We start from the raw sequence: 22,172 nt of genomic DNA, 5'->3' as shown, positions 1-22,172 counted from the left end.
AGTCCACGGCTGTGTCGAATCATCACATCGATCACGTCGAGATCCGCGTCTAGCCTGATCCGACATGACGACGGAGTTTCCGGACCCTTCCACCGGGTTCGCCGATCTCTCCGGCTCGACCGCGCTGGTCACCGGCGCGGGAAGCGGAATCGGGTTCGCCTGTGCGAAACGACTGGCAGCGGCGGGTTGTCTGGTACACGTACTGGATCACGACGAGCGGGCCGCGACGGCGGCCGCGAACGAAGTCGACGGCCGGACACACGTACTGGACCTGCGGGAGGACTCGGGAGTCACACGATTGCCGACCGAGGTGGACATCCTGGTCAACAACGCCGGGATTCAGCACGTGGCGCCGATCCAGGAGTTCCCCACCGACGTTTTCACACAGATCCAGCAGGTCATGGTCACCGCCCCCTTCCTGCTGATGCGCCACTGCCTGCCGCACATGTACGAGCGGAAGTGGGGGCGCATCGTCAACATCTCCAGCGTCCACGGAGTACGGGCCAGTGCGGGTAAATCGGCGTACGTGGCCGCCAAACACGCGTTGGAGGGACTGAACAAAGTGGCCGCGCTGGAAGGGGGCCCGCACGGTGTCACCAGCAACTGTGTCGAGCCCGGCTACGTGCGAACCCCGTTGTTGGAAGGCCAGCTCGCCGCCCAGGCACGCGAAAACGGCATCCCCGAGCACGAGGTGGCCGACCGGGTCTTCCTGCGACACAGCGCGATCAAGAGGCTCATCGAGCCGGACGAGGTAGCCACAGTGGTCGGTTGGCTCTGCGGGCCGGGCTCCGACTATCTCACCGGCGCCTCGATACCGATCGACGGAGCGTGGACCGCGCGGTGACCCTCACCCGGTTCCGGTTCCGCCGCACCACGTACCGGTTCCCGACCCCCGGGCAACCGGGTATCCGCACAACTCGTGTCCCGGCACAACAGGAGTGAGACATGAACGCGACACGATCCGATTCGCCCTCCGGCACCTCACTGACCCGGATCGTCGGATCGAGCATGATCGGCACCACTGTCGAGTGGTACGACTTCTTCCTGTACGGCTCGGCAGCCGCGTTGGTGTTCAACACGGCTTTCTTCCCCACCGAGGACAAGCTGATCGGTACGCTGCTGGCGTTCTCCAGCTTCGCGATCGGCTTCGTGTTCCGCCCGCTGGGTGGCCTGGTGTTCGGTCACTTCGGCGACCGGTTGGGACGTAAGAAACTGCTGGTGCTGAGTCTGTTGCTGATGGGGGGTGCCACCTTCGCGGTGGGGCTGCTTCCCACTTTCGGGGCGATAGGCGTCGCGGCCCCCATCCTGCTGACCCTGCTGCGAGTGGTGCAGGGATTCGCCCTGGGCGGTGAATGGGGCGGAGCGGTGCTCATCGTGTCCGAGCACACCGACAGCGCACGACGCGGCTTCTGGGCCTCCTGGCCGCAAGCGGGGGTACCGACCGGCAACCTGCTGGCCACCGCGGTACTGGCCGTGCTGTCAGCGGTGCAGTCGGATGAAGCCTTCATGGCGTGGGGCTGGCGTGTCCCGTTCCTGCTCTCGGGACTGCTGGTGCTGGTGGGACTGTGGATCCGACTGTCGGTCAGCGAGTCGCCGGTGTTCCTGGACGCCGCCGACAAGGCGCAGCAGCGAAGCACCCCCGAGCAACCGCCCATCGTTCGGGTGCTGCGCGAGCAGTGGCGTGAGGTGCTGATCGCCTCGGGGGCACGCTTCGTCGAGAACGTCTGTTACTACGTGATCACGGCATTCGTGCTGACCTACATAACCGAACAGTTGGGGCTGTCCGAATCGATCGCGCTCAACGCGGTCCTGGTCGCCTCGGTGGTGCATTTCGTGGTCATCCCGATCTGGGGTGCGCTGTCCGACCGGTACGGCCGCAGAGGGATCTATCTGATCGGCGCCGTGGGAACCGGTTTCTGGATCTTCGCGTTCTTCCCGCTGCTCGGAACCGGGTCGTTCACCCTGATCGCGCTCGGGGTGACGGGCGGCCTGATCCTGCACGCGGCCATGTACGGTCCGCAGGCCGCTTTCATGTCCGAGCTGTTCGGCACCCGCGTCAGGTACTCGGGCGCCTCGATCGGCTACCAGCTGGCATCGGTGATAGCGGGCGGGCTGGCGCCCACGATCGCCACCGGCCTGCTGGCCGCGTTCGACAGCTGGGTACCGATCGCGGTCTATGTGGCCCTGGGCGCGGCGGTGACCTCCGTGGCCATTCTGTTCGCCACCGAGACGCGGGGAAGCTCGCTGCACACCGAGAGCACGGCGGAAACCGAAATCGCGCGGTAAAGGACGGGTGAGCGGCGGTGTCGGCGGGAAGCCCGTACCACCGGGACCAGGAACCGGCGGCGGAAACCGAACCGCGTTCGTCACTCGGTTGCCGTCGGGACCACCCCGCCCCGACCATGACGAGCATGCTCACCTGCTCGGATTACCTGCTGAACCTGTTCGAACTGCTCGCGGGCGACGGCACCAGTGAGCAGCTCGCACAGGTACCGGTGGAAGCGCGTGCTCAGCTCCCCGCCCGGGACCTGCACCGCGTGGAGCGGGCGGGGAAGCTGGCGCTACGACTCCGCAGCACCCTCGACGAACGGCGCCGCCACGAGTCGGAACTGGCCGCCCTCTTCGACACCGCGGGGGACCTGGCGCGGGTCCGCGACCCCGACGCGGTGTTACGGGCGATCGTGCACCGCGCGCGGATGCTGCTGGGAAGCCACGTGGCTTATCTCAGTCTCAACGACTCCCGGGCGGGTACCACTTACATGCGGGTCACCGACGGGTGCGTCTCGGCGCTGTTCCAGCAGGTGCGGCTCGGGATGGGAGAAGGTCTGGGCGGACTGGTGGCCCAGACCGCCCGGCCCTACGCCACCCCCTCCTACTTCGAGGACGAGCGGTTCACGCACACCGACGACATCGACCACGCCGTCGGTGACGAACGGCTCGTGGCCATCCTGGGAGTTCCGCTGTCGGTGGGTGGCTCGGTGATCGGAGTGCTCTACGCCGCGGACCGGTCGACACGCGACTACTCGCACGACGAGATCGCGCTGCTGTCCTCACTGGCCGACCACGCCGCTATCGCCATCGACAACTCACGACTGCTGGAGGAGACGCGGCACGCGTTGGTGGAGCTCAACGCCGCGCACGAGACCATCCGTGAACACAACTCGGCGATGCGACGTGCCGAACGAGCCCACGACCGCCTCACGGATCTGGTACTGCGCGGCGGAAGCCTGGAGGACATCGCGAAAGCCGTGGCAGACGTGCTCGGGGGCGGTATCGTGGTGCACGACGAGGACGGCACCGAGCTGGCGTGCGCGGCGACGGACTCGTTGCCGTGGCCCGGCCGGGCGGTGCGGCAGTCCCGCAACAGCGGGAGATCGGTGCCGTGGCGGACGAACCTGGTGTGCGCGGCGTTGGCCGGCCCCGAACTGCTCGGCAGCCTGACGCTGGTGGGCTGTCACGAACCCGCCGATGCCGATCGGCGGTTGTTCGAACGCGCGGGTGTGGTTACCGCACTGGTGCTGTTGCTCCGACGCAGAACCGCCGAGGCGGAGGAACGCGTGCGGGGAGAGCTGATCACCGAGCTGCTCGGCGCGGGGGAACGCGCGTACGGTGGCCTGTCGGCCAGAGCGAGACGGGTCGGCTTCGATCCCGAGGGCAGCAAAGTGGTGCTGGTCTCTCGCTGCGGAAACGCGGATCGCGAGCGACTGGCTTCCACGGCCTCGCGCTATGTCGGGCAGCACAGCGGGCTCGCGGGTACCCATGGCGACCATCTGGTTCTCGTGCTTCCCGGTACGGATGCGGGAAACGCGGCCCGGCACGCCGCCCGAGCACTCGGCACGAGCGCGGCACGTCCGGTCACGGTGGGCGGTTCCGGACCTGTGGAGGGGCTGGATGGAATCGCGGGCAAGTACGAGGAGGCGTGCCGCTGCCTGGAAGCACTGCTCGCGCTGGGCCGCACGGGTGAGGGGGCGGCCCTGGCGGAGTTGGGATTCCTGGGGGTGTTGCTGGGGGACCGTGGTGATCTCTCCGGCTACGTACGTCGAACCGTGGGGGCGGTACTGGACTACGACTCCCGCAAAGGCACCGATCTGGTCAAAACACTGCGAAGCTACTTCGAGCACGATGCCGGTCTCAGTAGAACGGCTCGAGCGTTGCACGTGCACGTGAACACGGTCGCCCAACGGCTGGATCGGGTATCGGCACTGCTCGGCCCGGACTGGCGGACTCCCGAGCGCGGCCTGGAGATTCAGCTGGCGCTGCGGTTGCATCGGCTGTCCGGCGACGAGCAGTAGGGCTCCCGCCCTGCCGCGACAACCGGCCACGCCACGACAGCTCGACGGGAAGTACCGGGAAATCGGGGGCGCGGTCTTCGAGAGCGGATCCGTCCCGTTCCGGGAGCAGTCCGAGGCGCGTTCGACTCCGAATCCCGGTCATGAACCGTGCGAGTCACCAACATCGGCTGGGTGGTGCTGTTGCCGTACTCATCGCCCTGCTCGCGGTGGCGGCAGCCCTGACGGCGGGACACCTGGTCGCCGCGCTGACCGAACCACTCGCCTCCCCTTACCTGGCGGTGGGCAACACGGCGATCGATCTGACACCACAGCCGGTGAAGGAGCTGGCGATCGACCTGTTCGGCACCGCCGACAAACTCGCGCTGCTGGTTGGCATGGGAATCGTGATCGCCGCGCTGGCGGCGGTGGGTGGACTGGTGTCACGCCGCACCCCGCTGCCCGGCATGACGATGATCACCGGCTTCGGTCTGCTCGGTATGGCCACCACCGTGTTCCGCTCCAGTCTGACCCCACTAGCCCTGACAGCTCCCGTGACAGCCGCGCTGGTGGGGGTGGCTGCCTTTGCCTGGCTGCACCGCACTGCCTCGGCGAACCCCCGGGGAAGCGAACCGGCGTCGGCGCGATCCGGGCAAGATGCCGAGCGGGAGGACGCCGAACGGGAAGAAACGGCGACGGAAGACGCGGCCGGCGGACGCAGGCGCTTCCTGATCTCGGGAGTCGCTGTCGCCCTCGCTTCGGGGACCGCGGGTACTGTCGGACAGCTGCTGAGCGGGGCACGGCGGGTCAGCAGGTCCCGGCAAGCCATCGGAGCACTGGAGCCGGACGTCACGGCACCCCCGGTTCCGGCGGGGGCGGATTTCGCGGACTCGGGAACGCCGACCTTCATCACGCGCAACGAGAACTTCTACCGGATCGACACGGCGTTACGTGTGCCGCGGCTACCCGCTTCGGAGTGGGGGCTGCGAGTACACGGCATGGTCGATCGGGAGTTGAACCTCACCTTCGACGATCTGATGGACCGACGGCAGCTGCAGAAACCGATCACGATGGTATGCGTGTCCAACCCGGTGGGCGGCTCCTACATCTCGACCGCCGAGTTCATCGGAGTCCCGGTCCGCGACATTCTGGCGGAGTCAGGGGTACGGGACGGTGCGGAACAGGTGCTCAGTACCAGCGTGGACGACTTCACCGCCGGAACCCCGATCGACGCGCTCACCGATCCGAACCGGGACGCGCTGCTGGCGGTGGGGATGAACGGCGAGCCACTGCCCACCGAGCACGGCTTCCCGGTCCGCATGGTCACGCCGGGGCTGTACGGCTACGTCTCGGCGACCAAGTGGGTGACCGATCTCGAAGTCACCACCTGGGACGCTCGTACGTACTGGGAAAAGCGGGGTTGGGCGGAACGCGCACCCGTCAAGACCCAGTCACGCATCGATCGCCCCAAGGGCTTCGAGAAGACGCCTGCGGGAAGGGTCACCGTGGCGGGCATCGCATGGGCACCGCACACCGGGATCGAGCGTGTCGAGGTGCGAGTCGACCAGGGGGCCTGGCGAGCGGCGGAGCTTTCCGCCGCCGTCAACACGGACACCTGGCGCATGTGGCGGATCGAGCTGGATCTCCCACCCGGCGGCCACAATGTGGAGTCCCGAGCCACCGACCGCTCGGGCTACACCCAGACCGCGAAACGTGTTCCCACGATTCCCGACGGAGCCACCGGCCGGCACTCGATCTTTTTCACCGCGGAATGACGCGAGTCACCCGATAAGCGGAAGAAAATCCGCCGAGACGCCAATCGATACCTCACCCGACTCCGAATGCCGGGAAGAAATACTTCGGGGCCACCCCGGAAGCGAACCGAAGGGAAACGAGCGATTCCGATGAACAATACGCGAGTGAAAACGGCCGTTACCGGCGCCGTGGCTTCCATCGCCCTGTTGTTGTCCGCATGCGGCGGAGGAGCCGAGAACGACGACCAGAACGAGCAGAACCAGTCCTCGCAGTCGCGGCAGGACGGGGACCAGTCCGGGCAGGAACAATCCGGGCAGGACAGCATGAACGAGCAGGGTGTGACCACGGTCGACGACATCTACGGACCGGCCGCCTCCAAGGTGCCGACCGACCCCGGTAACGAGGGATCGGCCAAGGGCATGGTCGATGATCCCGTGGGCACGGCCGCGAGTAACAATCCGCTGCTGACCAGCCTGACCAAAGCGGTGCAGACGGCGGGCCTGGTCGACACGCTGAACAAGTCGGACGCCAGCTACACCGTTTTCGCACCCGCCAACTCGGCCTTCGAAAAGCTGGATCCCGCCACGTTGGAGGCGTTGCTCGACGATCCCGCCAAGAAGGAGCAGTTGACCAACATTCTCACGTACCACGTGGTTCCCGAGCGGATGAACGCCGAGGAACTCGGCAACGCCGGTGAGGTCGAAACGGTCAACGGAAAGACCGTTCCGATCAGCGGCAGTGGTGAGAACATCAAGATCGACGGGGCGAACGTACAGGTCGGGAACGTTCCCACCGCCAACGCCACGGTGTTCGTCATCGACGAGGTGCTTATGCCTCCGAAGCAGTGATCGGTAAAATTCACCCAGGACTTCGGATCGGTGAATCGCGATTTTTCACCGATCCGAAGAATCCTTTTCGCACCCGCTTCCCGCCCCACGACGACTGGCCTTTTCGTGAGCCGACCGATGCCTTCATCGTCGGACCGCCGCCGAAAACAGTTTCCGACTCCGATCGCGTGCCGTACGAACGGCCCCCACCCCGCGGCCGACGTCCTGAGTCGGTGGATGGACAATCACACACCGTTGTCGCAGTAGTCGTCCGCTCGGGAGGAACGGGTGCGGGTCCTGATCACCGGAGGGGCCGGGTTCATCGGCTCCCACGTCGCGGAACGGCTCATCACCGCAGGGCACGAGGTCAGACTGCTCGACAATCTGCTGCCCAGCGCCCACGGAACCTCCGCGCGGGAAGCGCACACCCACGCGGAGGACCTCGTTGTCGGCGACGTGCGGGATCCCGAGGTGATCGGGCCCGCACTGTCCGGAATCGACGCGGTTTGCCACCACGCGGCGATGGTCGGTCTGGAAACCGGCCCCGCTGATACACCCGCCTACGTCGAACACAACGACCTGGGAACCGCGCGGTTGTTGTCGGCCATGACCGAACGAAGGGTCGAGCGGCTCGTGCTCGCCGGATCGATGGTGGTCTACGGGGAGGGGCGCTATCACTGCGCCGTTCACGGTGTCGTGCGTCCGGGGCCGCGCGCCGCCGAGGATCTGGACCGCGGCGTGTTCGAACCCCGTTGCCCCCACTGCGGCGGACTGCTCGAATCCGGGCGGGTGCCGGAGGACGCACCGACCGATCCGCGCAACGTCTACGCCACCACGAAACTCACCCAGGAGCACCTGGTCGCTTCCTGGGCACGTCAGACCGGCGGACACGCCACGGCGCTGCGCTACCACAACGTGTACGGCCCTCGCATGCCGCGGGACACCCCGTACGCCGGCGTCGCCGCGCTGTTCCGTTCGGCACTCGCACGTGGCGAGGCTCCCCGCGTGTTCGAGGACGGCGGACAGCGTCGTGACTTCGTGAACGTACGCGATGTCGCCGAGGCGAACCTCGCGACGCTCGAACATCCTCCGCGCGGTTTCGCCGCTTACAACGTGTGCTCCGGTGAGCCTCGCACCATCGGCGAAATGGCACGCGAGCTCGCCACTGCCACCGGCGGCCCCGAGCCCGTGGTCAGCGGACAGTACCGGCTCGGCGACGTGCGCCACATCGTCGCGGATCCGGAGCTGGCCGCGAAGGAGATCGGTTTCCGCGCCCGGATCGGCTTCACCGAAGGGATCACCGAGTTCGCCAACGCGGCCCAACGCGGCACATCCGACTGAGCCGAGGAACTCACGGCCGTGCGACGCTACACGGCGCCCTCCCGTTCGACGCTCGCACGCAACGTCGCCGCGAATTCCGATTCGGGAATCGATTCGGCCACGCGATGCGCGTCCGGCACCGTGTCCACGTCGGAGAGTTCAACCAGTTCGTGGACCCGGAGTCCACGATGTTCCAGGGCCGCTCCGGTCAGTTCCCCGGTCTCCGGTCGTGACATCGGGACGTGACCGAGCACTTCCGCGTCATGCGGTTCGCGCAGGCCGAGCGCCCACCACCCGCCGTCCAGCGCCGGTCCCAGAACCGCTTCCGGACCCTCGTGGGAACGCAGCGGCGCGGCCGATTCGGCGAGCAGTTCGGGAGTGACCTGCGGTGTGTCCATCCCGATCTGCAACACGGGCGAGCCGGGATAGCGTTCCGCGACCTCGGCGTGCGCCGCGGCCAGCCGCTCGCCGAAATGCCCCCCGCGCTGCCAGACCAGATCCATGTCGGCCATGGCGTCCGTGATCGCGTCACGACGGCAGGCACGCTCTATTTCACCTGTCCAAGCGATCACCGGATGAATCCCGGGGACACCGCGAACCGCGGTCAGCGTGTCCAACAGGCTCGCGGCGGCCACAGTGGCTGCCTGTTCCGGGGAAAGTGGTGGTGTGAGGCGTGTCTTGGCCAGCCCGGTCTCGGGAGCCTTGGCCACGACCAGTACGACCGTCGGATTCATCGCAGCACCTTGATCATGTCACGTACCGCGCGAGCGGTTCCCTTCATCGAGCCGGACACCTTGGATCTCGTGCCGCTTGTCCGGGGGGAGTACCGGACCGGTAGTTCGCGTACCCGCCAACCCGCGCGTCCCGCTCGCAGCAACAGCTCGAGGGGATAGCCGAACGCGCGATCCTGGATGTCCAGGTCGAGCAGTTTCACACGATCGGCGACCCGAACCGGAGCCAAATCATGCACGGGCAGTCCGTTTCGACGGATCAGTGCCGCGATGGCGGCATTGCCCACCCTGACGTGCCACGCCATCGCCGAGCGTACGGTCGGCACCCGCTTGCCCACCACGAGATCGGCCGCCCCCTCGACCACGGGATTGATCAGCGCGGGAAGTTCGGTCGGCTCCACGGAACCATCCGCGTCGAGTACGCAGATGACCCTGCCGCGCGCGTGCGTCAGCCCGGTGTGCACGGCCGCGCCGTAGCCAGGCCTGGACTCGTGGACGACTCGTGCGCCGTGCTGGGCCGCCACCTCCGGCGAGCCGTCGGTGGAACCGTTGTCCACCACCAGGACGGGCACGGCAAGCCCCTCGACGATCGAGTCCAATACCGCGGGCAGGGCCGCGGCCTCGTCGAGGCAGGGCAGCACCACCTCGACGTCGGCGGTTTCGTTCAGCGGTGGCCTGGGCATGGCTCCGAACTCCGGGTGGGGCTCACTCGCACGATCGTGCCTGATCACTGTGCCTGACTCCTTTCGCGTGACACACGTTCGCTCGTCGCCGCTGGTGGCGACGGCCGGGCGTACTGCCGCACACTGCCACCGAACACTGTTCGTAGGCCGCCGGGGAAGGGACTGGTGGCGAGCGAGGATCCGCTTCCTCGGGCGGCCGACCGTGGAAGCCGCTCGGAGCGAGGCGACCGGTGATCCATCGACTCGTCGTCCCTCGTCGACAAGAACCGGTGATCCCGTCACGATGGCACAACCGTGTATATCGTTCGGAGCACGCGCCCGCCCCGCTCAACCCGAACACCTCACCCGAAGAAGTGATATCGCGAATTTGAAGGGATCCGAGTGGATTTCTAGACTGAGCCGCGACGAGCGGTTCGCCGTGAGAACCGACCCCTCTCCGGGCAACCCTAAGGAGCGACCCGCATGCGGACAGTCACCGGTCCCACCGAGCGTGTTGTCGTCGTGGGCGCGGGACTTTCCGGATTGACCGCTGCGCTGCACCTGCTCGGAGCGGGACGCGAGGTGACACTCGTCGAGGCGGAGGATTTCCCGGGAGGCCGTGCGGGGCGGCTGGACATCGCGGGATACCGCATGGACACCGGGCCGACCGTGTTGACCATGCCGGAACTTCTGGACGAGGCGCTGGCGGCGGTGGGTGAATCGGTACAGGAACGGCTGGAGCTGATACCGCTGGATCCGGCCTACCGCGCGCGGTTCGCGGACGGTTCGAGTATCGATGTTCGTACCGACGCGGCGGCCATGGAACAACAGGTACGGGAGTTCGCGGGACCCGACGAGGCGGCGGGTTACCGCCGGTTACGGCAGTGGTTGAGCAGGCTCTACGCGGTACAGTACGAGACCTTCATCAATGCCAATTTCGACTCTCCGCTGAATCTGCTGGAACCGAATCTCGCCCGATTGGCCGCGCTGGGCGGCTTCGGGGGACTGCACCGCGGGATCGGCCACTTCCTCCGGGACGAACGACTGCGACGCGTCTTCTCGTTCCAGGCCTTGTACGCGGGGGTGGCCCCGCACAACGCGCTCGCCGCGTATGCGGTGATCTCCTACATGGACACGGTACGGGGCGTGTACTTCCCACGCGGCGGCATGCGAGCGGTGCCGGACGCGTTGGCCGCGGCGGCCGCCGGGGCGGGAGCGGTGTTCCGGTACGGCAGCTCGGTGACGGACCTGGAACGTCGTGGACAACGCGTCACCGCTGTGCACACCGATCACGGTGAACGCATTCCGTGTGACTCGGTGGTGCTCACTCCCGATCTTCCCGTCTCCTACCGGTTGCTGGGTCGTGCTCCGCGACGTCCCGTACGACTGCGCGCGGCTCCCTCGGCGTTGCTGATACACGCCGGGACGAACCGGGACCAGCCGGAACTGAGTCACCACACGCTCTCGTTCGGGCAGGCATGGAAGAGCACCTTCGACGAGTTGACACGTCACGGGAAGCTGATGAGCGACCCTTCGGTACTGATTACGAATCCCACTCGCAGCGATCCCTCACTCGCACCTGCGGGCAAGCACCTGCACCACGTACTGGTCCCCTGCCCCAACCTGGACCTCGCCCGCCCCGATTGGGACGCCATCTCGAACGGATACGCGCGAGAAGTGATCGACTCACTGCAGCACCGGATCATGCCCGGATTCGAATCCTCGGTCGAGGTCAGCCGCATAGTTACACCGGCGGACTGGGCGGCGCGGGGAATGCTCGCCGGTACCCCGTTCAGCGCGGCGCACACGTTCGCCCAGACCGGCCCCTTCCGCCCGAGAAACCTGGTCAGCGGCATCGAGAACGCGGTCCTGGCGGGCTGCGGAACCACCCCGGGTGTCGGGGTTCCCACCGTGGTGCTGTCCGGCAAGCTGGCAGCTCACCGCATCACCGGGAATGGCCGAGGTGCACGGGGGGCTCGCCGTGTACCGGGCGTCGGATCGGCCGCACGATGAGCGAGCGGGAGCTGGACGCGGCCGGTATCCACTCGCCGTGGCTCCGAGCTGCCTATCGCCGGAGTCGTGAGCTCAACGCGAGACACGGACGTACCTACTTCCTGGCCACACGACTGTTGCCGCCGTCACGCCGTCCGGCGATACACGCGTTGTACGGTTTGGCGCGGGAAGTCGACGACATCGTCGACGAGCCACGAGGGCCCCTCGAGCAACGGACCCGGCATGCCCGGATCGACGATCTGTGGACGGAGCTGGACCGGGGATTCGCGGGTGAGCGAAGTGAGCTCGCGGTGGTGAGGGCGGTGGTGGACACCGCTAACCGCTACGGGATCGAACAGCGGCGCTTCAACTCCTTCATGGCCTCGATGCGGCAGGATCTGACCGTCGCCGGGTACCGGAACCGCGCGGAACTGGACGAGTACGTCCACGGCTCGGCCGAAGTCATCGGTTTACAGGTGCTCCCCGTGCTGGGTACCCGGTGCCCGCCGGAGGAAGCGGCTCCTTACGCGGCGGCGCTGGGAAACGCGTTCCAGCTCACCAACTTCCTGCGCGATGTCGGTGAGGATCTGCGCAAGGGGCGCGTGTACCTGCCCGCTGACGAGCTGATCGCTTTCGGCGTCGACGAGCCGAGACTGCGGCACTGCCTGGAGACGGGGAGAGCGGATCGAAGGGTTCGCAGCGCACTCGCCGACCAGATCGCCCGTACCAGAGCGATCTACCGGTATGCCGCCGAAGGGATCGAGATGTTGGATCCGATCTCACGTCCGTGTATCGCCACGGCCTACACGCTCTACGGTGAGATACTGGATCGGATAGTGGAATCGGGGTACGACGTGTTCGCCAATCGTGTCTCGGTGTCGCGGTCACGCGGATTCGGTGTGGCACTGCGTGGCACTGTTCCCGTAGTCACTGCCCGGATTCGGGCACGGTTGACGGATAGTCTCGCTCAGGTGTCGTCCAGTTCTATGTTGGGTGGTAGGTAACCGATGGACTCGAGCTCCCCCGCTTCCGACGGGGAATTCGTGGTTCTGCTCGACGACTCGGGTGAGCAGGTGGGTACGGCACCGAAATCCGAAGTGCACCACGGTGACACTCCCCTGCATCTGGCCTTTTCCTGCTATGTCTTCGACGCCGCGGGAGAACTGCTGGTTACCCGTCGTGCGCTTCAGAAACGAACTTGGCCCGGTGTTTGGACCAACTCGTGCTGTGGGCATCCGGCGCCCGGTGAACCGATGGATGCCGCGGTGCGACGCAGGGTGCGGGAGGAGCTCGGGTTCGAGATCGGGACGCCACGGCTGCGGTTGGCGAACTTTCGTTACCGGGCCGTCGACGTCACGGGGGTGGTGGAAAACGAGTGGTGCCCGGTGTACACGGTCGTCACAGACGAACCACCCGCGCCGGACCCGTCCGAGATCGCGGACTGGAAACGGGTGGGCTGGGAGGACTTCGTGCTGCTGGCGACACGAACCCCGTGGGCGATCAGCCCTTGGGCGGTCGAACAGGTTCCGCTGCTGAACACCGTGTTCGAGGATTCCTCGAACACGGTGGAAGCAGGCTCGGAGCCGAAGGGGACGGCGTGAGTTCGTCGACCGCGACCGCTGTTCGGCACGGCGGGCGAATCGGCCCGAAGTGATCGGGATACCTAGCGAGACCGGACCGCTCGCACGGTTACGCGAGAGCCGGTCAACCGCGGCAGGTCGCCGAGTCGAGTGCCCACACCCGACCACACACGCGATGGTTCTGCTACGAGTTCCAGGTAAGGACTGCTGATGTCTTCCCGGTACCCCGTCGTGGATGGTTTCGAGCAGAGCGCTCGACAGTACGACCGGCTGGTCGGAATCAACCCCGGATACCATCGCGCGCTGCGGCGATCGGCACGTCGGTTGCACCTGCCCGACAGTGGCCGCGGACTGCGGTTGCTGGATGCGGGTTGCGGTACCGGCGCGTCCACCGCGGCGCTGCTCCGAATCGCGCCGCACGCGCGCATCGTGGCCACGGACGCTTCCGCGAACATGCTGGCACAGGCCGAACGTAAGTCCTGGCGGGACAAAGTGGAGTTCGTTCACGCACCGTTGGACGGCCTCGAAGAAGCGGGGGTGCGCGGACCGTTCGACGGGATCATGGCGGCTTATCTGCTCCGCAACCTCTCCGACCCCGATGCCGGACTGCGCGTGCTTCGCGAGTTGCTCGCACCCGGCGCTCGCCTGGCCCTGTACGAGTTCTCCGTGCGGAACCGCCCCGTCTCCCGGCTCGTCTGGTCGGCGGTGTGCTGGAGTGTGATCATTCCCGCCGGTGAACTGAGTACGCGGGGCTCGGGGATTCACCCTTACCTGTGGCGCAGCGTGCTGCGGTTCGACTCGACCGAACAGCTCGCCGCGCGGATGCGTCGGAACGGCCTCGTCGGAGTACGTCTCGGCTCGATGTCGGGATGGCAGCGCGGCATCGTGCACACACTGACCGGAAAGCGACCCGAGACGGCGGAAGCATGAGGCGCGGTTTCCCGACTTACCGATCGGCCGGTGACAACGGGCACGGTGGGCACGGGCCTCCCGGGGTGGACCGCAGGGCGGTGCCGCATCCCCCACACGACGGCACGCCGGACACGAGTCATCTCGCGCGTGTCCCCCGGGTAGCGGTGATCGGCGGTGGCATCGCGGGACTCGCGACGGCCACCTGTCTGGCCGAGCGCGGCGTCGGGGTCACCGTGCTGGAAGCACAGGATCGGTTGGGCGGACGTGTCGGTGGTTGGCGGACCACGCTCGCCGACGGCTCGGACGTCGGTATGAATCGTGGGTTCCACGCGTTCTTCCGGCAGTACTACAACCTTCGCGCACTTCTGCGGCGTGCCGATCCGGACCTTTCGGGACTGACCGCGCTTCCGGACTATCCGCTGCTGCACAGTGCCGGATATCGGGACACCTTCGCCGGGCTGCCCCGTACTCCACCGTGGAATGCCTTCGCGTTCGTCGCGCGAAGTCCCACGTTCAACTGGCGTGACCTCCCACGACTCGGAACCCGTGCCGCGTTGCCACTGGCACAGGTGTCTGTCCCGGAGATCTACGAGCGTCTGGACCATCTCGACGCGGACACGCTGCTCAATCGAATACGCTTTCCCGCGGCTGCCAAACATCTGGCGTTCGAGGTGTTCTCCCGCAGCTTCTTCGCCGCTCCCACCGAGCTGTCCGCCGCCGAACTGGCGACGATGTTTCACATCTATTTCCTCGGCTCCAGCGAGGGACTGCTGTTCGACGTGGCGGCGAACTCGTTCCCGGAAGCGTTGTGGAATCCGCTGGCTGAATACCTGGTCGAACACGGTGTAACCCTGCTCACCGACACCCCGGTCAGGGCCTTGGAACGGGGATCCGACCGACGCTTCGCGGTACGTTCGGAGTCCGCGGGAGCACGAGAAGCCGGTATTCCGGAATTCGACGCGGTGGTGCTGGCCACCGACACCGCTGGGCTGCGGAACATCGTCGGCAACTCACCCGACCTGGGGACGTCACGGTGGCGAACACGGATAGCGGAGTTGCGCGAGGCACCGCCGTTTCTGGTCTCCCGGCTGTGGTTGGACCGACCGGTTCGCCGGGACAGACCCGGGTTCCTCGGAACGAGTGGCTACGGGCCGCTGGACAACATCAGCGTGTTGGAACGCTACGAGCACGAAGCGGCCCGTTGGGCGGGAGGTCGCGGGGGTTCCGTGCTCGAGCTGCACGGTTACGCGCTACCGGGTGAACCATCCCTCGACAGCATGCGATCGCGGATGCTGTCGGAACTGGCCAGGATATATCCGGAAACCGGAGTAGCGGGCATCGTGGACGAGCGTCACGAACTGCGAGCCGACTGCCCACTGTTCCCGCCCGGTGGTTTCGCGGAGCGTCCCGGCGTGCGAACGCCCGATCCGGCGCTGATGCTGGCAGGAGACCTGGTGCGTGTCGACCTACCGGTCGCCCTGATGGAACGCGCCGCCACAACCGGGATGCGAGCCGCGAACGAGCTGCTGCGCGGGTGGGGTGTGCGGGGGCACACCCTGTGGAGCGTTCCCGACCGTGGCCGATTCGCCCTGTTGCGCGACCTGGGACGCTGAAGCTCGAGTCGGTGGACCACGAGGCGTACACACCTGCGACGGCCGGGAGCAGTGCGGCTCCCGGCGCACTCAGTCGGGAAACCGCCCGGTGCTGCGCAGTTCGTAGCGCCGTTCGGCGTAGGCGAGGTCGTCGGCCCACAACCGCAGTGCCACCCGTCGCATCAACGGGCGCAGCAAGCCTGCCGCGGGCAGCGCCATCCGGAACCCGGGACGTCGGGAGTAGGCGACAGTGGCCTCGATGACGGCGGTGCGCGGCCCGCCGTCGGGACCGGCTTCCAGCGGTGTGGCGTGGGTTTCCACCACGCTACCGGTCCCCTCCCCCTCAACGATGCGCATCACCACGGTACGCGGGTCCGGGCAGTGGAAAGTGGCGGTTACCGGCACCCCGATCCCGCGGGACAGCCGGAACGAGACGAGCACCTCGAAGAAGTCCTCCTGCTCACTGCTCTCGAAGTCCGGGGCGCGCCGCACGCTGAGGTTGGCGAACGAGTAGGGATGGAACCACGAGCCGTGCCAGGGATCCAGCCGATTGGCCACCACGTCGTCGGGTTCGCAGACACCGGTCGCGGTGGCCACTTCGGAGATGCTGTCCCGCAGTGGTGGGCGGCGTGGCACCACCGGACGCTCCAGCGGCTGTTCCCCACCGGAGTCGTCCAGGCGCACCCAGGCCAGTACACCGTCGTCATAAGTGGGGAACGGCGTCCACCACGGACCACCCCGTTCGTCCAGTCTGAGCCCGTGCCAACGACAGACCAACTGTCCGCAGTCCACCGCTGCCTGCCCGAGCGGCGCTCCCAGATGCGGGCAGGCCCCCGGGCCCGCGCGCAGCGCGCCGTCCTCGGTACGCCACGCGACCACCTCGGTGCCGGCCACGGTACGGGCGAAGGGACTGCGCCGGTCGATCTGTGCGCTACCCGCCAGCACGAACCAGTTACCGGACGGACGTGCCTGGGCGCGTTTGAGGGCGGCCGCGATCAGCGAAGGGCGGGCCTCGCGCCATGTTCCCTCCTGCCGAGCCCAGTCGGAGACCCGCAACCTGCGAAGTGGCAGTGCGTTGCGTACCGAATTCCCGTTCGAGAAGCCGAACATGCTGACTCCGTTGCTCGATTGGGGCGACGTCGCGCGAACCGGACGCCGGGAAGACTAACCTGCTGTCGGAGCCGAGGCACACAGGCTCACCGGGGAGACGTCCTGGTTCGAAAGCACCGCGCCCGCGCGTGGAGCCGAGCTGCCACCGATGAGCGGGACGACTTCGCCGCGAAGCCACGAAACCCTGGAACGAGCCGTTTTCGAGTTGCTCGACCGGAGCTTCCGCCCGGCACGCACGTGCTTCGCGGCACGACTCCGACACACTCGGTAATGTACGGTACGTCGGAACGGCGTGGAGATCGACCCGGTCAGTGTTCGTCCTCCAGAGTGCGGGCCGCACGGCGCGCGCACTCCCCCAGGTCCTCGGCCGCGGCCGCCGCCTGGTCCAGCGCGAGGTGAACGGTGCGTTGCTCTGGCACGCCGGGATTCTCGTGGCGCTTGGCCAATCCGTCCAACAGAGTCGCGAGACGTTCCCCGATCAGCGTAACCGCACGCAGCAGCTCGTGACTGAGCTCCTGACCCGACGACGTGTCGTGTCCGGCGTGGAGCTCGTGTACGGCCTGGTTGAGCCTGTCCGTGTCATGGGCTATAACGCTCCACGACGGCGTGCTGGTCGTTCGTTTCGGCAACGGGCTCTCCAAACAACCGTGCGACGGTGAACGATTCCGATCGGCCACACGATCAGTTCCGCGACCGCGGACGATCCCCGACGAGCCGGTTCGCATCGAACGTGGTCGCGGCTCGACGTCGCGGCACGGCAGCACTCCCGCCGTATCGCCGCGACCGGCCCACGCGGCGTATCCTCGCTCCGCTCCATCGAGGCATCGCGACTCCGGAAGTCGTGGCTTTCCGCCGGTGAGATGAACATACCCGCGAACGATTCAGATCACACTTTCGTATCGAATTCGGTTACCGCACCACACCGGAAAGAAGCGGAACCGAGCGGACAAGGCGGATGAGTGGGACAGTCGAGGGACGCGAGAGCACACGCCGCTGCGGCACACACCACGACGAAGCCGCGATATCAAACGCCGGGGATGGGCGATGCGTGATGAGCCAGGAAAACCGGATCGTGGTCGGCATCGACGGCTCGGCCTCCTCATTGGCAGCACTGGACTGGGCCCTCAGTCAGGCCGAACTCACCGGCGCCACCGTCGAAGCCGTCACTGCCTGGGAATACCCGGCGTTCTACAGCTGGGAGGGTGGTGCGGTGCCACCCAGGGAATTCGAGAACGCGGCCAGTGTCACCGTGGAAGACGCCGTGGACAACGCGGTGGACCGCCGGGCTAATCCGCCCCGGGTGCGTACCCACGTCGCACAAGGGGATTCCGCGCGAGTACTGCTCGACACCGCGGAAGACGCCGAGTTGCTGGTGGTCGGAAGTCGCGGGCACGGCGGCTTCGTCGGAGCGTTACTCGGCTCGGTGAGCCACAAGTGCACCCATCACGCCGAGTGCCCGGTGGTCATCGTGCACGCTTCAACCGAGCGGCAATAGCTCTCCGCACGCGCTTATCCGGCCAAACGCTCGACCCTTCGGCCACGTGGTCGACCCGATACGACCGCCACCGCGTGTCGAGCACGCCGAGTGCGGTACGTCGGGTCGACCACGTTCGTCGACCACCTCGTCAGCGCCGACGGCGCATCATCACCAACGTGCTCAGCCCCACACCGAGCAGCACGATCAGGCCGCCCGTGATCACATTGCTGAGCAGCATCCCCAGGCCGACTCCGCCTCCCAGGATGACGAACGGAGCGATGACGGCCCAAGCTCCCAGCAACGGGACCACCCAGGCAACGGTGTGGGTCCTGCTGTAAGCGGAGGCGAACCCGAGTGCCAGCACGGCCACTGTCAGCCCGACGACCAGATTGCCGAGCGCCACGTCGAAGCTGGTGGCGCTGAACTGGACAACCCACGGTGAGATCGCCAGATAGACCCCCGCGAGCAGGGTGGCCCCCTCCAGGAGTTGTCCCTGCGGGGTTTCGCTCGCCTCCTCGTAGCGTGCCCGCATCTCGACGAGATCGGGATGCCTCTCGATCGAACCGGCTTGTGTCATCTCGATCACCTCTACCGTTCGCTGTGGCAACCGGCCCCCCGCCGGCCACGTCGAACCCCTTGCGGCGCCGCGCCGTTCGTCCGGGAAACACGGGCTGCCCTGCGCGGTCCGTACGGAAGGTCCGCACCAATACTGTGGACCCGACTCCCGGAGATGTCCAGCGACGATGGTCCCTTGTATCGGGGAGGCCCCACAGGCGGAACCGGGGCGAACCCACTCCCGAGGTATCACTCCGTCACGTCGCGTGGCCGCCCACTGGGCAGTTCCGGTTCCCTCGGTTGCGGGCGTTCCGGCTCCTCGGCCTCACGGCGTTCCGCCTCGCGCAACTGCTCGGTCTCCTCCGGAGGGTCGGGCCACAGCAGGCTGCCGGGAAGCGGACGTCCGGCAGCACCGAGCTTGTTCATCTTCTTGGGAATCGGCGCTCCCTGGTAGGAGAGCGGTTCGGGGTGGCCGTGTTCGTCGGTGGGCCCGAGTGGCTGATGCAACTCGATGACCTCACCGTGCGGCAGTCTCTTGACGATGCCCGTCTCGATACCGTGTTCGAGCACCTGCCGATCGGCTCGCTGCAGCCCGATGCAGATGCGATAAGCGATGTAGTAGGCGGCCGGTGGGGCGAGCAGCACACCGATACGCCCCATCCAGGTCGTGGCTTCCAACGCGATGTCGAACTTGAACGCGATGATGTCGTTGGCACCGCTGAGCAGCACGATCACGAAGAAAGTGATCGCCATGGCTCCGAGGCCGGTACGCACCGGAACATCCCTGGGCCGTTGCAGCAGGTTGTGGTGTGCCTCGTCACCGGAGAGCTTGCGCTCCAGGAAGGGGTAGGCCAGTGCCAGGGTGAACACCGCTGTCATACCGCCGATCAGCGGGAAGAACGGTGCCGGGATGGTTGCCTGTCCCCAGAGATAGACCTCCCACGGTGGCCACAGTCGACCCAAGCCGTCGGTCCATATCATGTACCAGTCGGGTTGCGAGGCGGCCGAGACCATCGAGGCGATGTAGGGTCCGAGGTTCCAGATCGGGTTGATCTGGAATACCCCACCCATTATGGCGGTGACGCCCACGACCACCGCGAAGAAACCGCCCGCCTTCACCGCGAAGATCGGCATGATCCGCACTCCGACGACATTGCTCTCGCTGCGGCGCACGCCGGGAAACTGAGTGTGTTTCTGATACCAGACCAGAGCCAGGTGAACGGCGATCAACCCGAGAATGATACCGGGGAGTAGAAATATGTGGATCATGTAGAAACGCGGAATGATCTCGTCCCCGACGAACTCGCCGCCGAAGAGCAACCAATGCAGCCAAGTGCCGATCACCGGAATCGAAAGCGTGATCCCGGAGGCGATACGAACTCCGGTTCCGGAAAGCAGGTCGTCCGGCAGCGAATACCCGGTGAAGCCCTCGAACATTCCGGTGATGAAAAGCAGGATTCCCAGGATCCAGTTGGTTTCGCGTGGCCGGCGGAAGGCACCGGTGAAAAAAATGCGGAACATGTGCGCCACGATCGCCACCAGGAACAGCAGGGCGGCCCAGTGGTGGATCTGCCGTGCGAACATGCCGCCACGCACCTCGAAGGAGATGTTGAGTGTCGACTCGTAGGCACGTGACATCTCGACACCGCGCAGATTGGTGAAAGCGCCCTGGTAAGTCACCTCGGCCATCGAGGGATCGAAGAAGAACGCCAGGTACGTGCCGGTCAACAACAGCAGAATGAACGTGTAGAGCGCTATCTCGCCCAGCAGGAAGGACCAGTGCGTGGGGAACACCTTGTTCATCTGTCGTCGCATGCCGGATGCCAACTGCAACCGTTGATCGGCCTCGTTCGCCTGGGCCGCAGCGGCGCGGTACGCCCTGCTGGACTGCTTCGTAGGCCGCGTCAATCTGCTCATGGCGACGATCACGCCTGCCTTTCGGGCCCGTCCGGCGATTGACCTGACACTCGCTCGCCAGCGTAAACAGCCCTGTTCCACTACGCGAGCCAGGAGCGGCACCCCGCTCGTCCACACCGCACGGTTGCCGGTGCTCTTCGGCACGGGCGACGCCGAAAGGAGCACGCACCGCCCCTGACGGGGCGAGGGAAGCCTCGACGAGTTGCGGAGCGGGATCGTACGGGTAGCGTCGGCGATGTGACTCGCAAGTCGGCCCAGCTCGACGAACAACTGCACGAGTACCTGCTGCGACACGGACCACGCCCCGATACCCTGCAGCTGGAGTTGATCGAGGACACCCAGCGGTTGCTGCCCGACAGCGCGGACATGCAGATCTCACCGGAACAGGCTTCGCTGCTGACGCTGCTGGCCAAGGCGATTCGGGCGGAGTACGCGGTGGAGGTGGGGACGTTCACCGGTTATTCGGCACTGGCGATCGCGCGCGGCCTCGGCAAGGACGGCCGGTTGTTGTGCTGTGACGTGAGTACCGAGTACACCGATGTGGCACGGCACTTCTGGCACCGGGCAGGTGTATCCGAACGCATCGAACTACGGCTGGCCCCGGCGCTGGACACCCTGCGCGCGCTGGAGAACGCGGCCGTGATCGACCTGAGTTTCATCGATGCCGACAAGACGGGCTACATCGCGTACTGGAACGAGATCGTGCCGCGTACCCGCTCCGGGGGCTTCATCGTGGTGGACAACGTGCTGGCCGGTGGACGAGTGCTCCACGAGCGACAGGACGAGAGCGCCCACGCCATCCACGAGTTCAACCGGTACGCGCTGCGGGACCAGCGCGTCGAGTTGACCATGCTGCCGATCAGCGACGGGATCACGTTGGCAAGGCGGCGCTGAGCGTTCACCGCCCCGTCCCCTGTACGGTCCGAACACGACAGACCGGCGCGGCGGCACTCGTGTTCCCCGACGCGGGGACTCCGCCGTGGGGTTTCGATCTCCGGTGAACCGGGTACGAAACGCTGAACGGTCACAGACAGTGGAAGGACGAGGATGGCACATCCGGAACCGGCCGGTCCGACCATGGCCAGCTTCCTGGAACAAGTCCGGCAGCGGGCCGAGTTGTCCGACGGCACCGAGGCCGACCGACTGGCGCGTGCGTCGTTACGCGCTCTTTCCGAGCGGCTTGCCGCGGGACAGCTCTACGATCTCGCTCCGGCGCTGCCCCCGGAACTGCGGGAAGAGCTGTACCGGTTCGAGGGGCAGGCGGTCGCCTTCGACAGGGAGACCTTCCTCGACCGGGTCAGCGGTGAAATCGACACGGTCGACCTCGACGTGGTGGAACGGCGGGTCGAGGCGGTGTTCGCGGTGCTGCTGTACTGGGTCCCCGAAGAGGAGATCGAGGACACCGTCGCACAGCTCCCTCCCGACCTCGCCGAGATGCTGCGCGCCGCGGGCGAGTAACGCGTCCCGGGACCGA

Annotated in this window: 20 protein-coding genes; 14 read left to right on the top strand and 6 right to left on the bottom strand. The window is 66.6% G+C overall.

Annotated features, from left to right (window positions below):
* The first annotated feature begins 64 nt into the window (after positions 1-64).
* The 6 genes from BM394_RS18225 (at position 65) to BM394_RS18200 (ending at position 8,191) form a co-directional block, all read left to right on the top strand.
* Positions 65-844, top strand: a complete 780-nt coding sequence (locus tag BM394_RS18225) for a 3-hydroxybutyrate dehydrogenase (protein ID WP_092980079.1) — start codon at positions 65-67, stop codon at positions 842-844.
* A gap of 101 nt (positions 845-945) precedes the next feature.
* Positions 946-2,286 carry an MFS transporter gene (locus tag BM394_RS18220; RefSeq protein ID WP_092980077.1) on the top strand — a complete coding sequence of 447 codons (1,341 nt, stop codon included), beginning with the start codon at positions 946-948 and terminating at the stop codon, positions 2,284-2,286.
* Positions 2,287-2,402: 116 nt separating this feature from the next.
* Entirely contained in the window at positions 2,403-4,292 is a 1,890-nt protein-coding gene (locus BM394_RS18215) for a helix-turn-helix domain-containing protein (RefSeq protein WP_092980186.1), read from the top strand.
* A 140-nt stretch (positions 4,293-4,432) separates the two neighbouring features.
* On the top strand, positions 4,433-6,043 hold the full coding sequence (locus BM394_RS18210) for a molybdopterin-dependent oxidoreductase (protein WP_092980073.1): 1,611 nt from the start codon (positions 4,433-4,435) through the stop codon (positions 6,041-6,043).
* A gap of 144 nt (positions 6,044-6,187) precedes the next feature.
* Positions 6,188-6,871 (top strand): fasciclin domain-containing protein, encoded by a 684-nt coding sequence (locus tag BM394_RS18205; RefSeq protein WP_245780277.1) that lies wholly within the window; start codon positions 6,188-6,190, stop codon positions 6,869-6,871.
* A 267-nt stretch (positions 6,872-7,138) separates the two neighbouring features.
* Complete coding sequence (locus BM394_RS18200; protein ID WP_092980067.1) at positions 7,139-8,191, top strand: NAD-dependent epimerase/dehydratase family protein; 1,053 nt, start codon at positions 7,139-7,141, stop codon at positions 8,189-8,191.
* Positions 8,192-8,217: 26 nt separating this feature from the next.
* On the opposite strand, the gene BM394_RS18195 is transcribed toward BM394_RS18200, so the two are convergent.
* Together BM394_RS18195 and BM394_RS18190 are read right to left on the bottom strand one after the other, a co-directional pair.
* Complete coding sequence (locus BM394_RS18195) at positions 8,218-8,904, bottom strand: TIGR04282 family arsenosugar biosynthesis glycosyltransferase (RefSeq protein ID WP_092980065.1); 687 nt, start codon at positions 8,902-8,904, stop codon at positions 8,218-8,220.
* A complete protein-coding gene (locus BM394_RS18190; RefSeq protein ID WP_092980184.1) occupies positions 8,901-9,584 on the bottom strand; it encodes a glycosyltransferase in 684 nt (227 codons plus the stop codon). The genes BM394_RS18195 and BM394_RS18190 overlap by 4 nt, the downstream gene beginning before the upstream one ends.
* A gap of 462 nt (positions 9,585-10,046) precedes the next feature.
* On the opposite strand from BM394_RS18190, the gene crtI reads away from it, so the two are divergent.
* The 5 genes from crtI to BM394_RS18165 all read left to right on the top strand — a co-directional run bounded on the left by crtI (position 10,047) and on the right by BM394_RS18165 (position 15,660).
* Positions 10,047-11,576 carry a phytoene desaturase family protein gene (gene crtI / locus BM394_RS18185; RefSeq protein ID WP_092980062.1) on the top strand — a complete coding sequence of 510 codons (1,530 nt, stop codon included), beginning with the start codon at positions 10,047-10,049 and terminating at the stop codon, positions 11,574-11,576.
* On the top strand, positions 11,573-12,559 hold the full coding sequence (locus tag BM394_RS18180) for a phytoene/squalene synthase family protein (RefSeq protein WP_092980059.1): 987 nt from the start codon (positions 11,573-11,575) through the stop codon (positions 12,557-12,559). The genes crtI and BM394_RS18180 overlap by 4 nt, the downstream gene beginning before the upstream one ends.
* Positions 12,560-12,562: 3 nt before the next feature.
* Positions 12,563-13,156, top strand: coding sequence for an isopentenyl-diphosphate Delta-isomerase (gene idi / locus BM394_RS18175; protein ID WP_092980057.1), 594 nt, complete (start codon positions 12,563-12,565; stop codon positions 13,154-13,156).
* Positions 13,157-13,345: 189 nt separating this feature from the next.
* Complete coding sequence (locus BM394_RS18170) at positions 13,346-14,065, top strand: class I SAM-dependent methyltransferase (protein WP_092980055.1); 720 nt, start codon at positions 13,346-13,348, stop codon at positions 14,063-14,065.
* The gene (locus BM394_RS18165; RefSeq protein ID WP_175530164.1) at positions 14,062-15,660 is read left to right on the top strand and encodes an FAD-dependent oxidoreductase; all 1,599 of its coding nucleotides are present in this window, start codon (positions 14,062-14,064) and stop codon (positions 15,658-15,660) included. Before BM394_RS18170 ends, BM394_RS18165 begins: the two co-directional genes overlap by 4 nt.
* A 69-nt stretch (positions 15,661-15,729) precedes the next feature.
* Here the strand turns inward: BM394_RS18165 and BM394_RS18160 are convergent, their stop codons facing one another.
* Both BM394_RS18160 and BM394_RS18155 read right to left on the bottom strand, forming a co-directional pair.
* Entirely contained in the window at positions 15,730-16,749 is a 1,020-nt protein-coding gene (locus BM394_RS18160; protein WP_092980051.1) for a Rieske (2Fe-2S) protein, read from the bottom strand.
* Positions 16,750-17,057: 308 nt separating this feature from the next.
* Complete coding sequence (locus BM394_RS18155) at positions 17,058-17,378, bottom strand: hypothetical protein (protein ID WP_092980182.1); 321 nt, start codon at positions 17,376-17,378, stop codon at positions 17,058-17,060.
* 422 nt (positions 17,379-17,800) lie between these two features.
* Here BM394_RS18155 and BM394_RS18150 point away from each other — a divergent pair, with 422 nt between their 5' ends.
* Positions 17,801-18,244, top strand: a complete 444-nt coding sequence (locus BM394_RS18150; protein ID WP_092980180.1) for a universal stress protein — start codon at positions 17,801-17,803, stop codon at positions 18,242-18,244.
* A 130-nt stretch (positions 18,245-18,374) separates the two neighbouring features.
* On the opposite strand, the gene BM394_RS18145 is transcribed toward BM394_RS18150, so the two are convergent.
* Positions 18,375-18,803 carry an SPW repeat protein gene (locus BM394_RS18145; RefSeq protein WP_245755579.1) on the bottom strand — a complete coding sequence of 143 codons (429 nt, stop codon included), beginning with the start codon at positions 18,801-18,803 and terminating at the stop codon, positions 18,375-18,377.
* A 227-nt stretch (positions 18,804-19,030) separates the two neighbouring features.
* Positions 19,031-20,698: a cytochrome bc1 complex cytochrome b subunit gene (qcrB, locus tag BM394_RS18140; RefSeq protein ID WP_092980178.1), complete on the bottom strand. Its 1,668-nt coding sequence runs from the start codon at positions 20,696-20,698 to the stop codon at positions 19,031-19,033.
* Between the two features lie 237 nt (positions 20,699-20,935).
* Between qcrB and BM394_RS18135 the strand changes: the two genes are divergently transcribed.
* Both BM394_RS18135 and BM394_RS18130 read left to right on the top strand, forming a co-directional pair.
* Positions 20,936-21,592, top strand: coding sequence for an O-methyltransferase (locus BM394_RS18135; RefSeq protein ID WP_092980049.1), 657 nt, complete (start codon positions 20,936-20,938; stop codon positions 21,590-21,592).
* 153 nt (positions 21,593-21,745) lie between these two features.
* The gene (locus tag BM394_RS18130) at positions 21,746-22,156 is read left to right on the top strand and encodes a DUF2267 domain-containing protein (RefSeq protein WP_092980047.1); all 411 of its coding nucleotides are present in this window, start codon (positions 21,746-21,748) and stop codon (positions 22,154-22,156) included.
* Positions 22,157-22,172: the final 16 nt, after the last annotated feature.

It is taken from the genome of Actinopolyspora lacussalsi subsp. righensis (genome assembly GCF_900116555.1).
GTDB lineage: Bacteria > Actinomycetota > Actinomycetes > Mycobacteriales > Pseudonocardiaceae > Actinopolyspora > Actinopolyspora lacussalsi.
This window is presented reverse-complemented; position numbering and strand designations above follow the sequence as displayed.